Origin of the sequence: Mesorhizobium sp. M0088, from assembly GCF_040322895.1 — a bacterium.
Lineage (GTDB): Bacteria > Pseudomonadota > Alphaproteobacteria > Rhizobiales > Rhizobiaceae > Mesorhizobium.
Window position 1 is genome coordinate 195,915 of sequence record NZ_JAMYUI010000010.1, and the last position, 22,523, is coordinate 218,437.

Consider the following 22,523-nt stretch of genomic DNA (forward strand, 5'->3'; position numbering starts at 1 on the left):
ATGGCCATCTCCGAGGTAGCCGGACCCCTGCCTTTCGACTGGCGCCTCGCAGCAAGGCGTATCCTGCGATCTCCGGTGACGACGATTGTGATGATTGCTGCAGGGATAATGTGCGGCCTCTACTATCCAGACTTTGCCCATGCGATCAGCCCTGTCGCACAGCTCTACCTGAATTTCCTCAAGATGGTCGTCCTGCCCTATTTGGTCTCGTCGGTCATCTTCTCCATCACGGCAATGGTCCAGGACCCGAAATCGGTCCGCTACCTCGGCAAGGTGGGCATGGCCGTGCTGGCCGTATCGTTCCTGAGCGTGCTGGTGAGCGGTACCTTGTCGTTGATCCTGCAGCCAGGCCAGATCGAGAATCCGCAGTCGCGCATCGAGCTTGGCGAGTTCATCAATTCGCAAGGCAGCGTGTCCACCGATCTCGCCTTCCCGTTCCAGCCGCCGCCCTCCAATGGCGACCCCAATGGCGGGCACTCGATCCTGCTCGACCTGGTGCCGAACAACGTCTTCAACGCGCTGGCCTCGGGCCAGACCATCCAGGTTTTGCTGTTCTGCCTGCTTTTTGGGCTCGCGATGGGAAAGATTCCCCAGCCTTCGTCCATGAGCCTGACCCAGGCGCTCAACGCGGTCTACCGGGCCTGCACGGTGCTCACCAACTGGTTCATCTGGGGGTTGCCCTTTGCAACTTTCATCCTGATCGCGGACCAGACCGCGTCGACCGGAACCAAGCCGCTCACGCTGATGGGCGGTTACCTGCTGGTTATGGGTCTTTCCTGCCTCATATTCGTTGCCGGGGCCTTTGCCATTATCGCCATCCGGTCGCGACGAAGCTACTGGACCACGATCAAGACCTGCCAGCCGCTTCTCATGGTGGCCATCACCACACGCTCTACGGTCGCTTCGCTGCCATGGGTCATCAACCTGTTGAGCGAGCGCCTGCGGTTCAGCCTGGTGGTGGTCGAACTGCTCGTGCCGCTGCAGGCGGCATTGCTGCGTACAGGCCCAGCGCTGCTCTACACCTCGGGTGCGCTGTTCATCGCCCAGCTTTACGGCCACCAGCTTGCAGTCTCGGACCTCGTGCTCGTCGGCATCATCTCAGCGCTTCTCGCGCTCACCACCGGCGGTATGGGCAGCCTGCTCATCCTGTCCCAGATGTCCATCGTCTGCGGCTACCTGAAGCTTCCCTTCGAGGCGGCGTTCGTCCTGTTCGTCGCGGTGGATGCAGCCGTCGACACGTTCATGACGCTGGCCAGCGTTTGCACCGTCGCGGCGAGCACGGCAATGATCGCTCCCAGCCACAGGGAGACGACGCAGCCTGACGCCGCCTCGGACCAGCTCGAAGCCGAGCCTGTCAGATGATCGACGACAGCATCCGTCCCCAGCTCGGCATTATCGGCGGTCTTGGGCCGCTTGCTTCGGCTGATTTCTACTTCAAGCTGACCCGGATGACCCAGGCGCTCAGAGACAACGAACATGTGCCTGCCGTGATCCTCAGTGTCCCGCAGCTGCCCGACAGGACCGAAGCGATCCTTGCCGGCCATGACGGGCCGCTGGCGCCTTTGAAAGCCGCGGTCGCGACGCTCAATGCGCTCGGCGTCGCCCGCATCGCGATGCCGTGCAACACCGCCCACCATTGGTACGGCCAACTGGCGGCGAATTCGCGCGCGGAAATCATCCATATCGGAGATGCTGTGGTGACGGAGACGCGTCGCAGCCTGGATCAGGGCCGGGTTGCTGTTCTCGCCACCCAAGGCACGCTGGTCTCCGGCTTCTATCAGGACAGGATGTCGGCAGCGGGATTTGAGCTCTGCCTTCCCGCGAACACCGAGTTTCAGGCCTGCGTCGACAGCGCGATCAGCCTCGTCAAGGCGGGTTCGATCGCGGATGCGGCGGTTGAAACCGAGCGCGCGCTCGACATCGCGCAAGCGGCCGGCGCCGATGCAGCCCTCCTCGGCTGCACCGAACTGTCGGTGGTGGCCGCCAGCCTCAACGATATCAATGGATTGGTCGTCATCGACAGCAATGCGGCCTTGGCGCGAGCCTGTCTGACACGGCTGGGCTTCGGTGCCCAGGAAGCCCGCGGCCTGCCGACCGTATCGCGGCTGCCGGAACATGACCGATCGATGCGCGCCAGCTTGGCCGCACTGGCCTAGCCCTATGGATAGAACCTCATAGCATTTCGGAACCCGTCAGCCCTGGCGCGGCACGCCCTTGGCAAGCAGGTAGACGAGATACGGCCCGCCAAGCAGCGAAGCGAACAGGCCGGCGGGCAGTTCGTAGGGAAAGGCCGCCATGCGCGACAGCCAGTCCGAGACGATCATCAGCAGGGCGCCCAGAAGCATCGCTCCGGCGAGATGGACGCGGGCGCGGGAAAAGCCGACCAGACGGGCAAGGTGTGGCGCGATCAGGCCGACGAAGCTCAACGGTCCGACGACCATGGCGGCCAGCGCGGTCAGCAGCGCGGCAACGACGATCAGCATCAATCGTCCGCCGGCGACCGGCACGCCCAGCCCGCGTGCGCTGTCGGACCCGAGCGGCAGGATGTCCAGCCAGCGCGCGGCGAGGAACAGCGGCAGCGTCAGCGGCAACAGACAGGCGAGTGCTAGCCCTGCATCGAGCGCCGACGCCTGGCCGGTCGAGCCGCTCAGCCAGCGCAACAGAATGTAGGACTGCGCGTTGCCCATGGCGATCGTCGCGGTGATCGCAGCGCTGCACAGCGCGCTCATGGCGATCCCGGCAAGCAGCAGCCGCTCGGCACCGAACTTTGCTCGTGCGGCAAGGGCCAGCATGGCAATCAAGGCCACCAGTGAGCCCAGGGCTGAGCCGGCGAGCTGCCAGCCGAGATCGGCCGTGGCGCTGACCATCAGCACGGCTGTCAGGCCGGCACCGGCGCCGGTGCCGATGCCAAGCACTTCGGGGCTTGCCAGCGGGTTGCCGGTGACCCGCTGGATGACGACGCCGGCGGCCGCGAGCATGGCGCCGGCGGCGGCCGCCACGCCGATCCGCGGCGCACGCCACGCGGCGAGATCGGTTAACAGGTCTCCCCCAGCAATAGACCAGCCGTCCGGGCCGCGCCCGACGACAAGCGCCACGATGGCAGCGACAAGCGCCAGCCCAAACAGAAGCAGGATGATGAGCCGGGGCCGGCTGGCCTTGCGCGGTGCTGCCCCCTTGGAGCCGAGATGCGGCCATTCGAGAAGGCGCAGCCGCGGCAACAGCCACAGCAGCAGCGGACCGCCGAGCAGGGCGGTGCCGGCGCCGGTCGGAATGCGTTCGCCACCGGAACCGGCGGCCAGCTGTACCAGCCCGTCCGTCAGCCACAGCAGCACGGCGCCGATCAGCGGCGCGGTGATCAGTTTTTGGCGCAGTGTGCGGGCGCCCGAAAGCGTGGCCAGCGCCGGCGCTGCAAGACCAACGAACCCGATGACGCCAACCTCTGCCGCAACTGACGTCGCCATCCACACGGCAAGCGCGATGATGAGAAAGCGGCTTGAGTGACGGGCGACGCCCAGGCCGCGTGCCGAGGCATCGTCGAGACCAAGAATGGTCAGCGGCCGCAGCAGCATCAATGCGGCAACCGCGCCGGCCACCAGCCTGACCGTCAGCGCGATGGTCGGCTCCCAGTCCTGCTGGACCAGCGATCCGCCGCCCCAGATGAACAGCGAAAACAGGTAATCACCATTGGCGAGGATCAGCGCTGCGCTGACGGAACTGGCGGTCAGCGCCACCATCATCCCGGCGAGCATGACCGACACCGGCTCCAGCCCGCGCCGCCAGGTCAATGCCAGCACCAGCAGCACCGCGGCGATGCCACCGGCGAAGGCGACCAGGCCCTGCGACCGCTCCATCAGCAGCGGTGCGTAAAGCGAGGCGATCGTCATGGCCAGTTGCGCACCAGCCGAAATACCGAGCGTCGACGGTTCGGCCAGCGGGTTGCGCAGCACATGCTGCAACAGCAGGCCGGACAGGCCGAGCACGGCGCCGGCCAGCACCGCCACGGCGGCGCGCGGCAACGTGCTGTAGAGCAGGATGACACGATCGAGATCAATGCCGTCGCCCGGCGGCGCGGCCGGCCACTGCATGCCGACCCGCCATGCGAACAGGAGCGCTGCCACAGCCGCGAGGAGGCCCCACAGGGCGATTGGCAACAGCGCGGCACTCGTCGCGGCGTGATCGCTTTTAGTGCGCTCAGCCATGGGCCTGCCCGGCAAGGGCGGCCGTCGCCAGACGCGCGAAGCGGCGTGCCGATGGCAGGCAGCCAAAGTGGTTGACCGGCTCCAGGACGGCAACGCGGTTCTGACGCACCGCCGGCAGAGCGTTCCACAAGGCATTTGTCGGAAGCGAACGCCCGACATCCGCCGGCAGTGGCGAAACGATCAGGATCGACGCCTCGGGCACGCGCGCCAGCGCCTCCAGTCCGACGGGTGCCGCCGCGCTGTAGCTCGTCTCGTCGGTCCATGCATTGACCAGGCCGAGACGCGTCAGCACATCGCCGAACATGGAGTCGCGGCCAAAGGCGCGAAAATGCCTGCTATCGCCTAGGCTGATGACGAAGACCGGGCGCCCGGAAGCGCGCGGCAAGGTGCCGCGCAGCCGCGCGATTTCATCAGCGGTCTCATCGGCGTAGCGCTCCGCCTCGGCCTGCCGTCCCAGCTTTTCGCCCAGGGCCAGTGTCGCTGCCTCGGCGAGCACATAAGGCGGCACGCCGGCCTCGTAGACCGTTTGCGCAAACACCGGCGCGATACGTTCGAGCATCGGGCGCTGGTATTCGTAGAAATTGGAGATCACGATGACATCAGGCGCGACGATGCGCAGCAGCTCGTAATTGGGCGCGCCGCGCAGCCCGAGATCGGTCACCGATTGGGGCACTCTCGGCTCGACCGCGATCTTGCGGAACTGGATCAGTTCGGTCGCCGCCACCGGCTCGATGCCGAGTGCCAGCGACGTCTCCAGCATGCCCCAGTCGATCGCGGCAACCCGCATCGCCGCCGCCCTGGCGGCGACCGGTGGCAGCAATGCCGCGGCCGCCAGCGCAAGCACCTGCCGTCTGTTGGGCAGATGGATCATCACTGGCTTGTTTGGCAAGCTGTAACCAAGTCGACTACCAAGTCGTATGCGCCTTCAGCTTGAACGAGCGGCCTTCGCCATAGGAACAGGTCAGCGTCGTCTGGCAGCTCGACACATAGGTCTTGTCGAAGAGGTTGGTGATGTTGAGATCGATCCCCCAATTCTCCTTCTCGTAGCCGAGTTTCAGATCGGCCAGCGTGACCGCCGGCACTTTGGCCGTGTTCTCATTGTCGGCCCACGAAGAGCCAACATAACGCAGGCCACCGCCGACCGAGATGCCGTCATACCAATCGCCACGGAACGTGTAGTCGATCGACGCGGAAGCCATAATCTCGGGGACGATGAAGGGTGTCTTGCCGATGAGCGCCGGGTTGGCGTCCTTGGTGATGTCGATGTCGTAGGCCGTGAATGCACCCGTGACCCGGAAATCGTCGGTCACGTTCACTTTGCCTTCGAGTTCAACACCGCGAGAGCGCACTTCACCGGTCTGCATCTGCGTGAACAGAGTGACATTGGAAGGGACGTTCTGGCGCGTCAGGTCAAACAGCGACAGGGTGAACAGGCCATCGACAAAGGTCGGTACGTATTTCACGCCGACTTCGTATTGCGTGCCTTCTTCCGGCTTGAACAGATTGCCCAATGCGTCGGTGCCGATGATCGGGTTGAAGAAGGTGGCGATGCTGGCATAGGGGGTAACGCCGTTGTCAAATTCGTAGGCCAGTCCTGCTCGCCCGGAGAAATCTCCGACAGTCTGGCTCTGTGAACTGGAGCTGCTGCTGTAGTAGGTCGGACGATTGTCGGCGTCGAGCCAGCCACGGTCGTAGCGGCCGTTCAGCGTCACCAGCCAGCCATCGCCGAAGCGCAACTGGTCCTGGGCATAGAAGCCGAGCTGCTTCTGCGTCAGGTCCTGGTTCAGATAGCTGACGCGGGGCGTCAGCGGCGAACCGTAGACGGGGTCGAACGCGTCGATTGGCGGAGTAAGCCCAAATTCCGCCGACGACTGCACCTGGTCGATGTTGTAATATTTGTAGTCGATGCCGGCCAGCAGCGTGTGTTCGACTGGCCCGGTCTCCACCTTGCCCTCGATCTGCAGGTCCGACAGGAATGTCATCGCGTCGGTGTCATGGTCGAAATTGATGCGATCCAGCGCAGTGGGGCTCGCTGCAGGATTCGTATCTCGGGACCAGCCGTTGGGATAGACGCTGACTTCGTTGATGGAAGCGGCACTAAATCGAGTGTTGGAGCGCACCGTCCAGTCATTGTCGAATGTGTGTTCGAACTCGTAGCCTATCGAGCCCTGTTCCCGCTTGTAGAGATCGACGCTCGGCTCGGTGAAATTCGCATCCGGGTCGATGCGGCCATAATTCACGCCGTCCACAATGTGGTCCGTCACCGTCCCGCTATAGGGCAGGAAGCTGCCGCCATTGTGGTTTTCGTCGATGTGGCTGTAATTGGCCAGGATGGTCAGCGTGGTTGCTTCGTCCGGCTTCCACGTAATACTTGGCGAGATGAAGCCGCGCCAGCCATTTTGCAGGTCGCTGTAGGTATCGCCGCCGGCGACCTTGCCCGTCATCCGGTAGCTGACCGCGCCATCCTTGGCCACGTCGCCAATGTCGAAGCCGAGATAGACATTGCCTGCGTCGTTGACGCCGGTCTCGACATAGCGCGTGCGTTCGAAGTCCGGCCGCTTGCTGACATAGTTGACCAGGCCACCGGGATTACTGCCGCCGTAGAGTACGGAGGCCGGTCCCTTCAGCACCTCAATGCGCTCAAGCCCGAAACTGTCTACGTAGAAGCCGCCGAAGCCGTAGCTGAACAGCTGCAGCCCATCCATGTAGGTGCCGGTGGCCGTCGCCTGGAAACCACGGATGTACAGCCAGTTGGTGTCGCTGTCGGGGCCGAAGGGCTGCGCGAAGACGCCGGCCGTATAGCGCAAGGCCTCATCAGCCTTCTGCGCGCCCTGGTCGTCGATTTCTTGACGGCCGACCACCGACACGGATTGCGGGATGTCCTTGATGTCGGTCGCCGTCTTGGAGCCGGTCCTGCTTTTTTTGGCGACGACGCCTTTAACCGGTCCGGCCGCGCCGTCGCCGGCCTCGCCCTCGACCACCACCGGTTCAAGCTGGGTGCTGGTTTGCACCGACTGCGCGAACGCGGCCATTGGCGGGATCATCGCGGCTGCGGCGACGCTGGCCGCCAGAAGCGCCTTCATCCGGTAAGTTCTGCTCATCAGGAAAGTCCCCGCCTGTCGACATTAGATACTTGATCATTTATCTCAACTTATCTGCGGGTCATTGGACGGAATTGGGCAGTTTGTCCATTCTTGTCCAAACGAGGGACATCACGGTGTGATGTTGCGGAAATGTCACTGGCGACTGGTGCTCCTCATCCAGGCGCCGGGCGTCAATCCGACAATCGACTTGAACACACGCGTCAGATGAGCCTGGTCGAAAAACCCCGTTGCCTCGGCGATGTCGCCAAGTGAAGCGGCGTCGCGCGCCATCATCGCCTTGGCCCTGTCGACCCGCGCCTGCATTTGCCAGCGATGCGGCGGCACGCCCGTCGCCGCCTTGAAGGCATGGCTCATCGCGGTTTCGGACAGGCCGGTCAGCGCGGCGAGATCGGCAAGCCGGATCCTGTCCAGGCAATGCGCGTCGATGTAGTCGGTGACGAGGCGCAGCTTGCGGCGCGAGAGCGGCGACCGTCGCCTGGCGGTATCAGGCTGGTCTATCTGGAACAGGCTTGCGAACAAGGCATTGAGCAAGCCCTCGCCATAGAGATCATGCAGAGGCCGGTCGTTGACGCATTCGGCGGCAATCATGCCGGCAAGCATGGCGATCCGGTCGTCGCGAAACTGGAAGCGCGACATCCGCAAGGCCTCGTGGTCAAGGCTGCGGCCGAAGCGGCGCGTCAGCGCTGCGGCGTCGAAATGCAGGTCGAGATGCCGGATCCGCCGTAGCCCCTCGACCCGGCCGCGGATCGGCACGCCGGCCGGTATGTAGGCCATGGAAAAAGCCTGGTCGTGGCGGCGCAATTCGCCCTTGGCGCCTTCGACGAAGAAAGCGCCGTCGCCATCCACATCGAGCGCGACGAACAGCCGGGGGTCGGGAGAGACGTAATAGCCTTCGGCCTTGTCACCGCATGAGACATCCCAGAGGTCGGCGACCACGCCGTCCCAGACATGCCATTTCAGATCGCCAATGACTGAAAAGCCCTCAATCCGGCTTTCCATGCGCGCAACGAAGGTCAAGTCCTGTGATCCCAACCATAACATGATAAAAACCATCATGTTTATGCCCGGTTAGCGACCCCACCGCAAGTGCTTTGCGGCTGCTCGAAAAATCGGCCGGAACCAATGCCGCTGGGGCCGTCAGGCCTCAAACACTTTCGAGGTATGTCTCGATTTCGAAATCGCTGACATTGAGCGCGAACGTGTTCAATTCCTGGCGTTTACAGGCAACGAAGGAGTCGCGCAGGATGGCTGGAAAAATCTCCGCCACATGCGTCCCGCTCTCGAAGGCGGCGATCGCGGATGCCCAGTCCGGCGGCAGCTTTGCCGGCGGGAGTCCCTGGCCGTCGGTGCCGATCGGATCGCCTGGCGATATTTGTCTTTCAATGCCCGTCAGTGCGGCGCCCAATATGGCCGCTAGCACCAGATAGGGATTGGCGTCGGCTCCCGAAACGCGATGCTCGATGCGGCGCGCACCGGTTGGCCCGCCGGGAATGCGGATCGCCACCATACGGTTCTCATAACCCCAGGCGACTGCGGTCGGCGCGTAGGATCTCGGGCGCAGCCTGCGGTAGGAGTTGAAGTGCGGCGCGAACACCAGCGTGCTTTCGGCCATTGCCGCAAGCAGGCCGCCGACCGCATGGCGCATGGTCTCAGAACCCTGGTCGGTGCCGTCATCGAAGACGTTGCGCCCTTCGCCGTCGATCAGGCTGAAATGAACGTGAAAGCCGTTGCCTGCGCGGTCGCCATAGGGCTTAGCCATGAAGCAGGCGGCAAAGCCGTGCTTGCGGGCAATGCCCTTCACCGTGCGCTTGAACAGCACCGCATCGTCAGCCGCCCGCAAGGCGTCCGCGACATGGTTCAGATTGATTTCGAACTGACCGACGCCGTTTTCGGCGATGGCCGTGTCGACGGGAATGCCTTGCGTCCGGCAGGCCTCGTAGACGTCATGGATGAAGGATTCGAAGTCGTCGATCTCGTCGATCGACAGCGCCGCGTCGGAATCGAGACGGCGTCCGGTCACCGGCGAGACCGGTCCGACCGGCCGTTGCGATTGCGGATCGACGAGGTAGAATTCGAGTTCCGTTGCCGCGACCGGGGTCAGGCCCAAGGCCTTGTAGCGATCGAGGATGCGGGCCAGCGCCCGTCGCGGGTCGCCGAGATAGGGCGCGCCGCTTTCGTCGGCCAGCCAGAGCGGGACAAGCGCTGTCGGATGCGCCGTCCAGGCCACCGGCAGAATGCCGCGCCCCGTCCACTGGCACAGTCCGTCGGCATCGCCGGTCGAGAATACCAGCGTGTTGCCTTCGATGTCCTCGCCCCACACATCGAGCCCGATCAGCGAAAAAGGCATGCGCAGCTTGCCTTCCAGCGCCTTTCTTGCCTGCTCGACGGGAATGCGCTTGCCGCGCATGATGCCGTTGAGGTCGCACACCGCGGCTCTCAGGCTCTGGATGTCGGTCCTGCTTTCAAGCCAGTTCAAAACGTCCGCAATTGCATCGCTCAATTTATGACCTCTGGTTTTCGAAGGTGCCGCAACCTGACCGGCTGCACTGTCCCTGATAAAAATAGCTTGTGAGTTTTAGGAAAACAAACTTGGCTGTCGCCAAGCGCTTTTCCTTATTTTTTCAAGTCACTAGCTGGGATGTCGGGAGGCATTTCAAAACCAATTGCGCGATCTGCGATCGCAACATAGAGGCAAGAGGTCGGAAAGCCAAGTGGCATTCAGGCTGTGGGTCAGTTTGAAATTCAACCTTCAAACAATCCCCTCGGAGTGTCATATTGTTGGCATGGGGCCGCTGACAGGCTGGGGTCAGAGCGGGCGAGGTGTGGCGATTGTGACTGATAACCACCCGAAGCGCCCGCGCCGCCAAGGCGAAAGCAGGAAAGATGAAGAACGGCGTTCTATTATCCGCTCACTGGTTGAGCTAGATCGGCCGGTTGCAGAGCTTGAAAAGCTTTTGGCGCCGCTTCCCTGGGACTATCCAACTGCGCTGGTCACGCTGACCTACGATCACATTCGAAGCGTTCTCTTGCGCTTTCTAGCCGGGAACCTCGAGGCGAAGGACGTCGAGGAATGGGCCGATCTTGTTGAAATGCGAGATGATATCGAGTTCGCAGAAGACCGGACGAAAGAGGTAGTCCATATGCTGTCCACGCCGCAAATCCACTTTCCTATCGACGGCCAGCTTGCGCGGCTTCTGCTATCGCCAATTTCGCACTGACCGACTACCGGCATTCGACGTTCTGGGTTCGCCACCGAGACAACATGGCTGGGCCTTCGATCGAACAATTGTCGCCCGGCGATTCTAGCTTCTCATCTTCGAAAATCTCGCCTGCTGCAGGATGTGCGAGGCGCCTTCGTCGATGTCGCGCACGATGGCGGCGCGGGCGCGCTCGCCATCCTGAGCCTCGATCGCCGCTACGACTTCCTCGTGAAAGTCAATGTCGAGAATGGAGGCGAGATCATCCTCGAACCCCGTGGCGAGGTTCCTGAGAAACGGGCCGACCTGCATCCATACGGTCTCGATCAGGAAGATCATCTGCTCGTTGCCGCAATGGCGATAGATCGAGAATTTGAAGTCGTGGTTCTTGCGCAGATAATCGTCGATATCGCCCTTGCGGGCCGCCAATGTCAGTTCGGTGGCGTGGCGTCGGATCGTGCGCAGATTGTTGCCGTTGATGCGTGTTGTCGCCAGCTCCGTCGCCGAACCTTCGAGGATAGTCCGCACCGCGGTCAATTGCGAAAACCGGTCGGCCGATATTGCCGGCACTTCGACGCTGCCGTTCGGCATTGGGCTGAGCGCCCGCAGCGCTTGCAGCCGCATGAAGGCGCTGCGCACCGGCATGTCGCTGGTGCCGAGTTCCCTTGCGAGTTTTCGCAATGTCAGCTTCTGGCCCGGCGTGAACTGGCCGGACATCAGCGCCCGCACAAGCTCAAGATAGACTTTTTCATGCAAGGGAACGGTGTCGACGGCGGTCAACCCGAATTGTGTTTTGTCGGCCATTGGCGGGGCGCTGCTTCATCGGTTCAGAAATCTGTGCGGCCGGCTGGTTTCGCCGCTGGGGATTCTGCGTGGCCGAGCCCGGCGAGAACGCCGAAGTCAGCGACTTATCAAGCAGATGATAGACGCTTCGATCGTTGCGCGGCAAGCGACGCGTCGCGCCAAGGCTCACGGCTTGATTGTCAGGCACACGGCGTCTCTGCCACGCTGTGCAAAACGGTCATCACAAATCTTGACCTCGCATGCACTTGCACCTCTGGCCGCTGTCTGGCTTTTTGGGCTACCCATCGCAACGGAGTGATTCGCATCATGCCGCTCGATGCAATCTGCCCAAAAGCAGTCTGCGGGTGGGTCGTGAAGCGCGCGCAATTGGCGAAGGAGACACAGGCATGGCCGAGTTCAAGAAGCCCGAAATCTCCGAGATGAGACCCAAGATCACCGTGATCGGCGTTGGCGGCGGCGGTGGCAATGCCGTCAACAACATGATCGCCGAGCAGCTTCAGGGCACTGAATTCATCGCCGCCAACACCGACGCCCAGGCGCTGACCATGTCGAAGGCGACGCGGCTGATCCAGCTTGGCGCCCACGTCACCGAAGGATTGGGCGCCGGATCGCTTCCCGAGATCGGCCGAGCCGCGGCCGAGGAATCGCTCGACGAGATCATGGACCATCTGGCCGGCACGCATATGTGTTTCGTCACCGCCGGCATGGGCGGCGGCACGGGAACCGGTGCGGCTCCGATCATCGCCCAGGCGGCGCGCAAGGCCGGCATCCTGACGGTGGGCGTCGTCACCAAGCCTTTCGCCTTCGAGGGCCGGCGCCGCATGCAGATGGCCGAAGAGGGCATCGAGCGGCTGCGCGAGAGCGCCGACACGGTGATCGTCATCCCGAACCAGAACCTGTTTCGGATCGCCGATGCCAAGACCACCTTCGCCGATGCGTTCGTGATTGCCGACCGGGTGCTCTATGCCGGCGTCAGCTGCATCACCGATCTCATCGTCAAGGAAGGCTTGATCAATCTCGACTTCGCCGATGTCAAATCGGTGATGCGCGATATGGGCCGCGCCATGATGGGCACCGGTGAGGCCTCCGGCGAGGGTCGGGCAATGAAGGCGGCCGAAGCCGCGATCGCCAACCCGCTGCTCGACGAAGTGTCGATGAAAGGCGCCAAGGGCGTTCTGGTCTCGATATCGGGCGGCAGGGACATGACCCTGTTCGAGGTCGACGAGGCCGCCACCCGCATTCGCGAAGAGGTCTACGAGGATGCCGACATCATCGTTGGCGCCATCTTCGACAAGGGCATGGAAGGCCGCTTCAGGGTCTCGGTGGTGGCGACGGGTCTCGACCGTGCGTTTGGGGTGGAGGATGCCGAAGCCGGCATCGCCCGCGACCACGCCGGTCAGCCGGCACGCACGCTTCAATAGGTCGTATCGCGCGTTTGTTCTCGCCAGGAGATAATTTCTCGGGGAGACATCGCTGAATAGCAATTGCATTGCCGACGGATCAGATTGACTGGCGCAACTATTGTGTTCAGCTGTATCGATCTCGGTGCCGCTGCTGCTACAAGAATCCGTCATAGACGGCCATCTATACTGGCTACCCGTATCGTTCGAGCGACGAGAGGCGCGGCTTGGAATTCGACTTGAAAACCATCGAAGCGCTTGCGCCCGATCAGGCGTCGTTGAGCGCCGCGTCCAGGTTGACCAGGCAATCGAACTGGCCACGGCTCGAAAAGAGCGATCAACTGGGGCTCCTCTGGGGGGAATGCCAGGGTTCCGGCTCCAATCCCTACCGTGTGGTCGTCGACACCGGCGACCATGGCTACAAATGCACCTGTCCGTCGCGGAAATTTCCCTGCAAGCACACTTTGGCGCTGATGTGGATTGCAGCCACCACGCCGGCCAGTTTTGCCGCCGCAGGCTCGGCCCCGGAATGGGTGAATGATTGGCTCGGCCGCCGCAGGAAGGTCTCGCCGCAGCCGGCGGCGCAAGCGCCCGGTGCGGGAGGCAAGAGCATTGGCGAGGCCTCGCGCGACGACGAAAGCGCTGATGTCGAGGACGCCGCTGCGGTCGAGCGCCGCGAGGCAGCGCAGCGCAAGCGGACGCTGGATACGCAATCCGCGGTGTCGGCGGCGTTGGATGAGCTGGATCAATGGATCGCTGACCAGTTGCGGCTTGGCCTGGCCGGGTTTTGTCGACAACAGCAGTGACCGTTGCCGCCGGATTGCGGCACGGCTGGTCGACATGAAGGCGACAGCGCTTGCCGGCCGCATCGACGAGATTCCGTCACAGCTGATGGGTCTGCGCAGCGAGGAGCGCCCGGACGCGGCGATCCGCGAACTCGGCAAGCTCGTGCTGGTGGCCAAGGCCTGGCGATCGACACCAGGCGACGCCGAACTGAGGCGGCTCGTATCGACGTCCGAAAGCCGTGAGCAGGTTCTGGCCAATCCCGATGCCAAACAGGTCGAAAGCGTTTGGGAGGTGCTTGGCGAGAAGATCGAGTCGCGCCGTGACGGTCTCGTCAGCCATTCGACCTGGCTGCTCGACCTGAAGAGCGCGAGCCCGCAATTTGCCCTCTTGCTCGACTATTTTCCGGCCTCGGCCGGTCGCCGGTCGAACGCCTTCACACCGGGCGACCGGTTCGATGCCAGGCTGGTCTTTTACCCGGCACGCCAGCCGCTGCGGGCCTTGGTGGCGGACCGCAAGGGCGACGTCCCGACAGGTGAGTGGCCCGATTTCGGCTTTCACACAGCCGATCCGCTCGCGGCGCATGCTGCTCACCAGAACGCAGCCCCTTGGCTCACCGATTGTCCTGTCATGCTGCCGCCCGGCGCGATCCTGCTGGACGATCGGGGCGCTGCCTGGTGGCAAGCCGCCGGCGATCCGCATGGTATCGCCTTGCCGATTGCCGACACCGTCAATCCAACGCTGCTTGGGCTGGACCTTATGGCAACGGCAGCACTTTGGAATGGCAGCCGGCTTGACCTGCTGGCGGCGCAAAGCGGTTTCGGGAGGCTTGACTTGTCGTGAACGAGATCGAGCAGACCGGCCTGGCGGCCATGCGCGACTGCTGGATCACCGGCGGGACCACCTTCGACCTGGCTCCGGGCGCGTGGAAGGAGATCGCCGGCGGTGCCAGCCCCGACGAGCGCGAACGCCGGCTGCTGGCGATCGCCGCACAAGCTCTCGACACCGCCTTGCGGCCAGCCGCGCCAAAGATGCTGAAACGCCGCCCGCAATTGCCCGAACTCGCCTTGCCGATGCTGCCGGAACGGCTGCGGCCGCTATTGCGAGCCGCGCTCAAGCATGCCGCCGACACAAGAAGCAAGTCGCGTGTGGTCACGCTCGTCGCCAGCCGCGGCTTCGTGCTGCATCCGATGGACTGGATGCCAGCCGCGTCGGATCAGAGCAGTCCGGACGTCTATGCACCCTGGGTCGACTGGCAGGCAGGCGCGGACGGCGAAAAACCTGCAAGCCAGGAGCATCTGACGGTGGAAAACTGGGATGACTTCTATCCCGCCGCACGCCGCACCGCGCTCGCCGATATGCGCCGCACCGCACCGGCTTCGGCTCGGCAACTGATCGAAACCAAGGCCTCCGGAGAGCCGGCGGAGATCAGGATTGCACTCGTCGACCTGTTGCGCTTCGGCCTGGGCGCCGATGACGTGCCATTCCTGAAGAGCCTCTCCGCCGATCGTTCCGGCAAGCTGCGCGAGCTCGCTGGCCGGTTGCTGGCAAGATTGGGAGAGCACGGCTCGCCAGGCGATGGCGGGCCGGAAGATCCGACGGCCGAACTCGCTGCCTTCATCGCTGAAGGCAAATCCGGCTTCATCCGCCGCCGCACCACCTACACGCCGGCAAAACTCAAATCGCCGGCGCAGGAAAGACGTCGCGCCGAACTGTTCGAGACCTGTAACCTGGTCGACCTCGCCACGCGCTTCGGCACCACCGAATCCGAGTTTATCGGGGCGTGGCAATTCGGCGCCGAGAGCAATGCCGATATCCTTGTTGCCCGAATGGTCGCCGCGTCGGGCAGCGACGCCGCGGTGACGCACATGGCGGATATGCTTGTCGCCGGAGGTGGCAAGCCCGCACTCTTCGTCCTCCACCTCATTGCGCGTCTGGACAGCCGCAGGAAGCGTGTCCTGGTCAGGTCGATCCTGAAAGACACGCAACATCTCGGCGCGCTCAATCTGGCCGAGGGCCTCGAAGCAAGCTGGCTGGAATGGGCCGACCTGACAAACGGCCAGATGCTCCCGGCGCTTCGCTCCGCTGTTGCCGGAAACGATGACGCTGTGAGGCGAGGCGTCGACCAGCTTCTGGAAACTATGGGCTTTCTCGCCACGGCGGCGACGGCGGAGAAATTGATCGGAGACGTTGTTGCGGCCGGTATGGCGCCGGCGGCGCCGTCTCTGGGTCTTCTGCGGCTCAACGCGTCACTGGCCGAGCATTGAACCAACATATGATCAATCCGGAGAACAGCAAATGAACGCAGCCATCCGTCTTCCGGTCGAGCAGGCCTATGCCGCCGAATTGCAGGCGCTCTCGCGCAATGACGACCGGCAAAGGCCTGCCGGATGGAGCCTTTCACCAAAGGCGGTCCTTACCTACCTGCTTGGCGGAAAGGCTGACGACGGGACAGTGATAACGCCCAAATATGTCGGCCGCCGCCGGCTGATGGAAACCGCGGTCGCGACGCTCGCCACCGATCGCGCGCTGTTGCTGCTGGGTGTCCCCGGCACGGCCAAATCCTGGGTGTCGGAACATCTCGCCGCCGCCATCATGGGCGATTCGACCCTGATCGTGCAGTGCACGGCCGGCACCGACGAGAACCAGATCCGCTATGGCTGGAACTACGCACAGCTTCTGGCAAAGGGCCCAAGCCAGGATGCGCTGGTGCCGACGCCGCTCTACCGCGCCATGCAGGACGGCAAGCTTTGCCGCCTCGAGGAGCTGACGCGCATGGGCTCCGATGTGCAGGACACGCTGATCACCGTGCTGTCCGAAAAGATGATGCCGATCCCGGAACTCAACACCTCGATCTACGCGCAGCGCGGCTTCAACATCATCGCCACCGCCAACAACCGCGACAAGGGCGTCAACGAGTTGTCGTCAGCGTTGAAGCGCCGCTTCAATGTCGTCGTGTTGCCCTTGCCCGAAGACATGGCGGAGGAAGTGGCAATCGTCTCCAAGCGGGTCGGAGAGATGGCCGGCGGTCTCGACCTGCCGGTGCCGAAGAATGTCGGTGAGGAGATCGCGCGAGTGCTGACCATTTTTCGCGAGTTGCGCTCCGGCGCTACAGCCGACGGCAAGGTGACGTTGAAGACGCCGTCCGGTTCGCTGTCCACGGCCGAAGCCATTGCCACCATGGTCGGCGGCCTCAGCCAGGCGGCCTGGTTCGACAGCGGCAAGCTCGGCGCCGAAGGCCTTGCCGCCAGCCTCGTCGGCGCGATCGTCAAGGATCCGGTGCAGGACAAATTGGTGCTGGAAGAATATCTGGAAACCGTGCTCAAGAAGCGGCCAGACTATGCCGGCTACTACGCGGCCTTGAACGCGGCAATCTGACGCCATGGCGCTCAGCGACGTTTCCTATTTCGGCATACGCCATCACGGGCCCGGCTCCGCCGACAGCCTGGTGCAGGCGTTGCAGGAGTTGAAACCGGTCGCCGTGCTGATCGAAGGACCGGCCGACGCCAGCCCGCTGTTGCCGTTGCTCGCCCGCCCCGAAATGCAGCCGCCGGTGGCGCTGCTCTGCTATCCCGAAGACGATCCGGCCTCGACAAGCTTCTGGCCCTTCGCCGAATTCTCGCCGGAGTATCAGGCGACGCTCTGGGCCGTCACCAACAATGCGGCAGTGCGCTTCATCGATTTGCCGTCGTCAGCCCGCACTGCGCCGATTGAGGCCGTGGGGGAAACCGAGAGCGATGGAACGGAAGCCAACGTCGAGGCTGACTTGGCGCCGCATCTGCGGGACCCGATCGGAACGCTGGCACAAGCTGCCGGCTATGAGGATGGCGAAAGCTGGTGGTCTGATATCATCGAGCAGAACCCGCAGCCGGGTCCAATCTTCGCGGCAATAGCCGACGCGATGACGACGCTGCGGGACGGCGAAGGTCCGCTTGCGGCGTTTGAGGCGAAACGCGAAGCGCATATGCGGCTTGAAATCGCCGCCGCGCGAAAGGAATTCGATGGGCCGATCGCTATCGTTTGCGGTGCCTTCCATGTGCCGGCACTGCAGGCGACGCGACCGCTGAAGGAAGACCAGGCGCTACTCAAGGGGCTCGCCCGCCGCAAAAGCATGATGACCTGGGCGCCATGGACGGGGCCGCGCCTGGCGCTGGGCTTCGGTTATGGCGCCGGCGTTGTCGCGCCCGGCTGGTGCAAGCATCTGTGGCAGACGCGCGGGCAAGGCGACTCCTCGGTCCTGTGGCTGGCGAAGATCGCGGCGGTCCTGAGGGCGAAGGGGCACATGGTCTCGACCGCCTCGCTGATCGAAGCCGAACGGCTGGCCCGCACGCTGGCTGTGATCCGTGAGCGGCCAAAGCCCGGTTTCGAGGAATTGCGTGACGCCGCGATCGCCGCCCTGTTCAACGGGGAAGCGCTGCTGTGGGCGCTGGTCGAAGCCGAATTGCTGCTGGGCGCCGATGTCGGTGAAATTCCGCCAGACACGCCGCTGGCGCCGCTGATCGAGGACCTGCAACGCAACCAGAAAGCAGCGCGGCTGAAGCCCGAGGCGCTGGAGCGCGAATTATCGGTCGATCTGCGCAGCGAGAGCGGGCTGTTTCGGTCGACCTTGCTGCACCGGCTGTCCGTGCTTGGCGTGCATTGGGGCAAACTCACCGACAGCGGCCGTAGCCGCGGCACCTTTCGCGAGCGTTGGACGCTGTCGTGGGAACCTGAATATGCCGTTCGACTGGTGGAGAACCTGGTCTACGGACCAACCATCGAAAAGGCGGCCAATGGCAGGCTGATCCAGATGATCGGCGCGGCAACGTCTCTTGATGCGATGGCCGCACTGGTCCAGGGCGCCATCACGGCAAACCTGTCGGAAGCGTCGATCGCCGGTCTCGCGGCCTTGGAGGACCGGGCAGCCCGCAGCAGCGAATGCCTGGAAATCCTGACATCGGTGCCGCCGCTCGCCGACATCATCCGCTATGGCGAGGCTCGCAAAACGGAAACCGCCCGTCTGTCCGGTCTGCTGGAGCGGCTGATCGTCGAAGGCGGGATCGCGCTCGCCTATGCCGCCCGCGACCTCGATGCCCAGGCATCCACGACGCTGGTCGGCGCCATGCGCAAGGCCGACGAAGCGATCAGTCTGGTTGAGCCTGAACAGGACGTGCTGGACGCCTGGCGCAATGGGCTGGCTGCGGTGCTCGATGGATCGCGCTCGACGGCGCTGGTGGCAGGCTGTGCCGCGCATCTGCTCTACGAAGCCGGCCATCTGTCAGCCGACGCGGCAACCGGTCTGATCGCACGACGTCTGTCTCCAGGAACGCCGGTCACCGAGGCTGCAGGGTTCTTCGAGGGTTTCTTCAGCACTGCCGGCCAACGGCTGATCTACGACGAGGGCCTGCGCGGTGCGGTGGATGCCTGGCTCGCATCCCTCGACGAAGACGCCTTCATTGCCCATCTGCCGTTGCTGCGCCGGGTCTTTTCGCATCTGGACTCGATGGAGCGGCGGCGGTTGATCGAAGCGGTGCTCGGCCGCGCCGCACGCCTGCCCGCCGGACTGACGCCGACTCCGGATGGCGACGAAGCGTGGCGCCGCCATCTTGAACGGCTCGGACCCTTGCTGACGGGCGGGAGCGGCAATGGATGACGAGGCCGAAATGAGCGAACCAATCCACGCCGGCGACGGACGGGAGCGCCGCTGGCGCCTGGCGATCGGGGCCGATGAGGAAACCTCGTCAGCGCTGTCCGACACCGACAAGCGGCTTTCCGCGGCGCTCGATGCGCTTTACGGCGATGGTGCCGGCGATGCGGCTGCCGATCCGCGCAAGCGGCGCGGCGGCCTCGGCCGCTCGGCGCCAAGGGTGGCACAGTGGATGGGCGATATCAGATCGTTCTTTCCCGCACAGGTCGTCCAGATCGTCCAGAAGGATGCCTTCGAACGGTTCAACCTGAAGCAGATGCTGATGGAGCCGGAATTCCTCAAGGCGATCGAGGCCGACGTCAATCTCGTCGCCGACCTGATTTCGCTGCGCTCGGTCATGCCGGCCAAGACCAAGGACATTGCGCGTACGATCATCGCCGATATCGTCGCCAAGCTGATGCAGCGGCTGGAGCAGAAGACAGCCGAGGCGATACGCGGCGCGGTCGACCGGTCGCAGCGCACCAACCGCCCACGCCAGCGCGACATCGACTGGCCGCGTACGATCTCAGCCAACCTTCGCCATTACCAGCCCGAACACAAAACCATCGTGCCGGAGAAGCTGGTCGGCTTCATGCGCAAACAGCGAAGGCTGGTCGACCTGGATGAGGTGGTGCTGTGCGTCGACCAGTCGGGCTCGATGGCAAGCTCGGTGATCTACGCGTCCATCTTCGCCGCGGTGATGGCTTCCCTGCCGGTCGTGCGGACCAAGCTTGTCTGCTTCGACACGGCCATCGTCGATTTGACCGAGGAGCTCAGCGATCCTGTCGAAGTCCTGTTCGGCGTGCAGCTGGGCGGCGGCACCGACATCAACCAGGCCGTGGCCTATTGCGCGGACCGCATCGAACGGCCGACCAAGTCACATATGGTGCTGATCACCGACCTTTATGAGGGCGGCAACGGGCAGGAATTGCTGCAGCGGCTTGCTGCACTCGTTCGCTCCGGCGTCAACGTCGTGGTGCTCCTGGCGCTGACCGACCAGGGCAGGCCGGGTTATGACCCGAAGATGGCAGGCTCGGTGGCCGCCCTCGGCATTCCGGTCTTTGCCTGCACGCCGGATCTGTTTCCAGACATGATGGCGGCGGCATTGCGTCGGGAAGATATCGGCTCATGGGCGGCCGGCGCCGATATCAAGCTGGTTCGCGCCGAGGCCGAGACTCCGGAATGAAACACCCGTCGCCAGAGCTGCCAGGATGCTTCTGGCAGCTCTGGGATAAATCGCTGGAGCTCAGCCGAACTTCGGGTCGAGGCTGCCCGACTTATAGCGCTTGGCCATTTCGGCGACCGGCAGCGGCTTGATCTTCTGCGCGTTGCCGGCGGTGCCGAACTGTTCGAAGCGCTCCTTGCAGAGCTTGCGCATGGCGGCCATGGCCGGTGTCAAATATTTGCGTGGATCGAACTCGCTCGGGTTCTCGGTCAGCACCTTGCGGATGGCGCCTGTCAGCGCCATGCGGTTGTCGGTGTCGATGTTGATCTTGCGCACGCCGTGCTTGATGCCGCGCTGGATTTCCTCGACCGGCACGCCCCAGGTCGGCTTCATCTGGCCGCCATATTTGTTGATGATCTCCTGCAGGTCCTCGGGCACCGAGGACGAGCCGTGCATGACCAGATGCATGTTCGGCAGCCGGCGGTGGATCTCCTCAATGACGTTCATGGCCAGCACCGCGCCGTCGGGCTTGCGCGAGAATTTGTAGGCGCCATGGCTGGTGCCCATGGCAACCGCCAGCGCATCGACATGGGTGTCCTTGACGAACTCGACCGCCTGTTCCGGATCGGTCAAAAGCTGGTCGTGGCTGATGGCGCCTTCGACGCCGTGGCCGTCTTCCTGCTCGCCGCCGCCGCTCTCCAGCGAGCCGAGCACGCCGATCTCGCCTTCGACGGACACGCCGCCCCAATGCGCCATGTCGACGACGCGCTTGGTGATGCCGGAATTGTAGGCGTAGTCGGCCGGCGTCTTGCCGTCTTCCTTCAGCGACCCGTCCATCATGACCGAGGTGAAGCCGTACTGGATAGCGGTGACGCAGGTGGCTTCGTTGTTGCCATGGTCGAGATGCATGCAGACCGGAATGTCGGGATGGATTTCGACCAGCGCGTCGATCAGCTTGGCCAGCACCACGTCATTGGCATAGGCGCGGGCGCCGCGGCTGGCCTGCAGGATGACCGGCGACTTGGTCTCCTCGGCGGCCTCCATGATGGCGAGGCCCTGTTCCATATTGTTCATGTTGAAAGCGGGCACGCCGTAGCCGTATTCGGCGGCGTGGTCGAGCAATTGTCTCAGTGTTATGCGAGCCACCCAATAGTCTCCCGTATCTGGTTTCAAGCGCAACGTCGCGGGCCGGCCGGTTGCCGGTCGGCCCTTGATGCTTCTGGCGGGATTTCAACGGAACCGCAACCTTCAGAACTCTTCTCGATCGCAATTCTTGTTGCAGGGCTGAAATCCGGCCGTTTTGGTGACTTAAGCCGCGATCAACTCCCGCGCCGCCAGGAGTTGCACGCAGGCGTTCGCCGCTTCCTTGCCCTTGACCGTGAAGTGCTCGAAGAAGAAGCGGTGGTGCTCGGCGCTGTCGTGGTAGTTGTGTGGGGTGAGCACTGCCGACAGCACCGGCACGCCAGTCGACAGCTGCACGTTCATCATGCCGTCGATGACAGCACTTGCGACGAACTCATGCCGGTAGATGCCGCCATTGACGACAAAGGCGGTGCCGAGGATCGCGGCATAGCGGCCGGTCCCGGCCAGGGTCTTGGCATGCAGGGGAATTTCATAGGCTCCCGGCACGTCGAAGATGTCGACAGTGAAGCGTTCGCCTGCGAGAGAGGCCAGTTCAGCTTCGAAGGCCTGCACGCACTGGTCGACGATATCGGCATGCCAGCGCGCGCGGATAACGGCGATGCGAGTTATTTCGTAGTCTTTATGGGAATGCTGATTCATGGGTCCATCCTTCCGTTTCGAACCAGAATCAGGACGCACGATACGGATTAAGCCCGCGAAGAGCGGGCCGGCTTCCGTTTCGTTCTCTTCCATCCGGACTCTAACCGTCGGCTCCGGAATCACACCGGATCTGCTGACCTTTCCGAAACCGGAAAGCGCTCGCGGGCTTGGGTCGAAACCTTTACCGCCGGTGGGGACTTTCACCCCGCCCTGAGAACATTAACGGCTTTGTATGAAAGGGCAGGGCGCTGCTGTCAACCGGGGAGACCTATCAGGGCAATCGCTCCAGAACCAATGAGAGGTTCCGACTTGTGGCGGAGACCACCAATTGCCGAGTCGGCGCTGCCCCTTGTATCTGCACGAGATGATTATGTGCGATGGAAGCGATTGAGCCTCGGGCCGGATGGCCATCCGGCCCGAGGCT

At 63.5% G+C, this 22,523-nt stretch carries 18 protein-coding genes and 1 riboswitch; of the genes, 10 read left to right on the plus strand and 8 right to left on the minus strand.

All coding sequences use genetic code 11. The annotated features are described in order from the left end of the window. Positions 1–1,362 carry a dicarboxylate/amino acid:cation symporter gene (locus NKJ67_RS14530; protein WP_352581747.1) on the plus strand — a complete coding sequence of 454 codons (1,362 nt, stop codon included), beginning with the start codon at positions 1–3 and terminating at the stop codon, positions 1,360–1,362. Continuing rightward, positions 1,359–2,156: a cysteate racemase gene (gene cuyB / locus NKJ67_RS14535; protein ID WP_128288128.1), complete on the plus strand. Its 798-nt coding sequence runs from the start codon at positions 1,359–1,361 to the stop codon at positions 2,154–2,156. The genes NKJ67_RS14530 and cuyB overlap by 4 nt, the downstream gene beginning before the upstream one ends. Before the next feature lie 36 nt (positions 2,157–2,192). Here cuyB and fhuB read toward each other — a convergent pair whose 3' ends face one another. From fhuB to NKJ67_RS14560, 5 genes are all read right to left on the minus strand, one after another. After that, a complete protein-coding gene (fhuB, locus tag NKJ67_RS14540) occupies positions 2,193–4,199 on the minus strand; it encodes a Fe(3+)-hydroxamate ABC transporter permease FhuB (protein WP_352581748.1) in 2,007 nt (668 codons plus the stop codon). Further along, positions 4,192–5,070, minus strand: coding sequence for an iron-siderophore ABC transporter substrate-binding protein (locus NKJ67_RS14545; RefSeq protein ID WP_128288127.1), 879 nt, complete (start codon positions 5,068–5,070; stop codon positions 4,192–4,194). The genes fhuB and NKJ67_RS14545 overlap by 8 nt, the downstream gene beginning before the upstream one ends. A 34-nt stretch (positions 5,071–5,104) precedes the next feature. Beyond that, positions 5,105–7,300 (minus strand): TonB-dependent siderophore receptor, encoded by a 2,196-nt coding sequence (locus NKJ67_RS14550; protein WP_352581749.1) that lies wholly within the window; start codon positions 7,298–7,300, stop codon positions 5,105–5,107. A gap of 135 nt (positions 7,301–7,435) precedes the next feature. After that, positions 7,436–8,320 (minus strand): helix-turn-helix domain-containing protein, encoded by an 885-nt coding sequence (locus NKJ67_RS14555; protein ID WP_352581750.1) that lies wholly within the window; start codon positions 8,318–8,320, stop codon positions 7,436–7,438. 127 nt (positions 8,321–8,447) lie between these two features. After that, positions 8,448–9,803 (minus strand): glutamine synthetase family protein, encoded by a 1,356-nt coding sequence (locus NKJ67_RS14560; protein ID WP_352581751.1) that lies wholly within the window; start codon positions 9,801–9,803, stop codon positions 8,448–8,450. 211 nt (positions 9,804–10,014) lie between these two features. Here NKJ67_RS14560 and NKJ67_RS14565 point away from each other — a divergent pair, with 211 nt between their 5' ends. After that, entirely contained in the window at positions 10,015–10,521 is a 507-nt protein-coding gene (locus tag NKJ67_RS14565; protein WP_352581752.1) for a hypothetical protein, read from the plus strand. Positions 10,522–10,605: 84 nt separating this feature from the next. On the opposite strand, the gene NKJ67_RS14570 is transcribed toward NKJ67_RS14565, so the two are convergent. After that, on the minus strand, positions 10,606–11,304 hold the full coding sequence (locus NKJ67_RS14570; RefSeq protein WP_292678723.1) for a GntR family transcriptional regulator: 699 nt from the start codon (positions 11,302–11,304) through the stop codon (positions 10,606–10,608). Between the two features lie 386 nt (positions 11,305–11,690). On the opposite strand from NKJ67_RS14570, the gene ftsZ reads away from it, so the two are divergent. The 7 genes from ftsZ to NKJ67_RS14605 all read left to right on the plus strand — a co-directional run bounded on the left by ftsZ (position 11,691) and on the right by NKJ67_RS14605 (position 20,338). After that, complete coding sequence (gene ftsZ, locus NKJ67_RS14575) at positions 11,691–12,725, plus strand: cell division protein FtsZ (protein WP_127270104.1); 1,035 nt, start codon at positions 11,691–11,693, stop codon at positions 12,723–12,725. A 218-nt stretch (positions 12,726–12,943) separates the two neighbouring features. Further along, entirely contained in the window at positions 12,944–13,510 is a 567-nt protein-coding gene (locus NKJ67_RS14580) for an SWIM zinc finger family protein (protein WP_352581753.1), read from the plus strand. Next, positions 13,440–14,330, plus strand: coding sequence for an SWIM zinc finger family protein (locus NKJ67_RS14585; RefSeq protein WP_352581754.1), 891 nt, complete (start codon positions 13,440–13,442; stop codon positions 14,328–14,330). The genes NKJ67_RS14580 and NKJ67_RS14585 overlap by 71 nt, the downstream gene beginning before the upstream one ends. Then, positions 14,327–15,754 carry a DUF5691 domain-containing protein gene (locus tag NKJ67_RS14590; RefSeq protein ID WP_352581755.1) on the plus strand — a complete coding sequence of 476 codons (1,428 nt, stop codon included), beginning with the start codon at positions 14,327–14,329 and terminating at the stop codon, positions 15,752–15,754. Before NKJ67_RS14585 ends, NKJ67_RS14590 begins: the two co-directional genes overlap by 4 nt. Positions 15,755–15,785: 31 nt before the next feature. Next, entirely contained in the window at positions 15,786–16,865 is a 1,080-nt protein-coding gene (locus NKJ67_RS14595) for an ATP-binding protein (RefSeq protein ID WP_027036087.1), read from the plus strand. A gap of 4 nt (positions 16,866–16,869) precedes the next feature. Then, positions 16,870–19,119, plus strand: coding sequence for a DUF5682 family protein (locus NKJ67_RS14600; protein WP_352581756.1), 2,250 nt, complete (start codon positions 16,870–16,872; stop codon positions 19,117–19,119). After that, positions 19,112–20,338 (plus strand): VWA domain-containing protein, encoded by a 1,227-nt coding sequence (locus NKJ67_RS14605; RefSeq protein WP_502905215.1) that lies wholly within the window; start codon positions 19,112–19,114, stop codon positions 20,336–20,338. The genes NKJ67_RS14600 and NKJ67_RS14605 overlap by 8 nt, the downstream gene beginning before the upstream one ends. A 60-nt stretch (positions 20,339–20,398) precedes the next feature. Here NKJ67_RS14605 and fba read toward each other — a convergent pair whose 3' ends face one another. Then, entirely contained in the window at positions 20,399–21,463 is a 1,065-nt protein-coding gene (fba, locus tag NKJ67_RS14610) for a class II fructose-bisphosphate aldolase (protein ID WP_013532928.1), read from the minus strand. Between the two features lie 162 nt (positions 21,464–21,625). Further along, complete coding sequence (locus NKJ67_RS14615; protein WP_352581758.1) at positions 21,626–22,099, minus strand: 6,7-dimethyl-8-ribityllumazine synthase; 474 nt, start codon at positions 22,097–22,099, stop codon at positions 21,626–21,628. A 77-nt stretch (positions 22,100–22,176) separates the two neighbouring features. Continuing rightward, positions 22,177–22,321: riboswitch (FMN riboswitch) on the minus strand. Between the last annotated feature and the right edge of the window lie 202 nt (positions 22,322–22,523).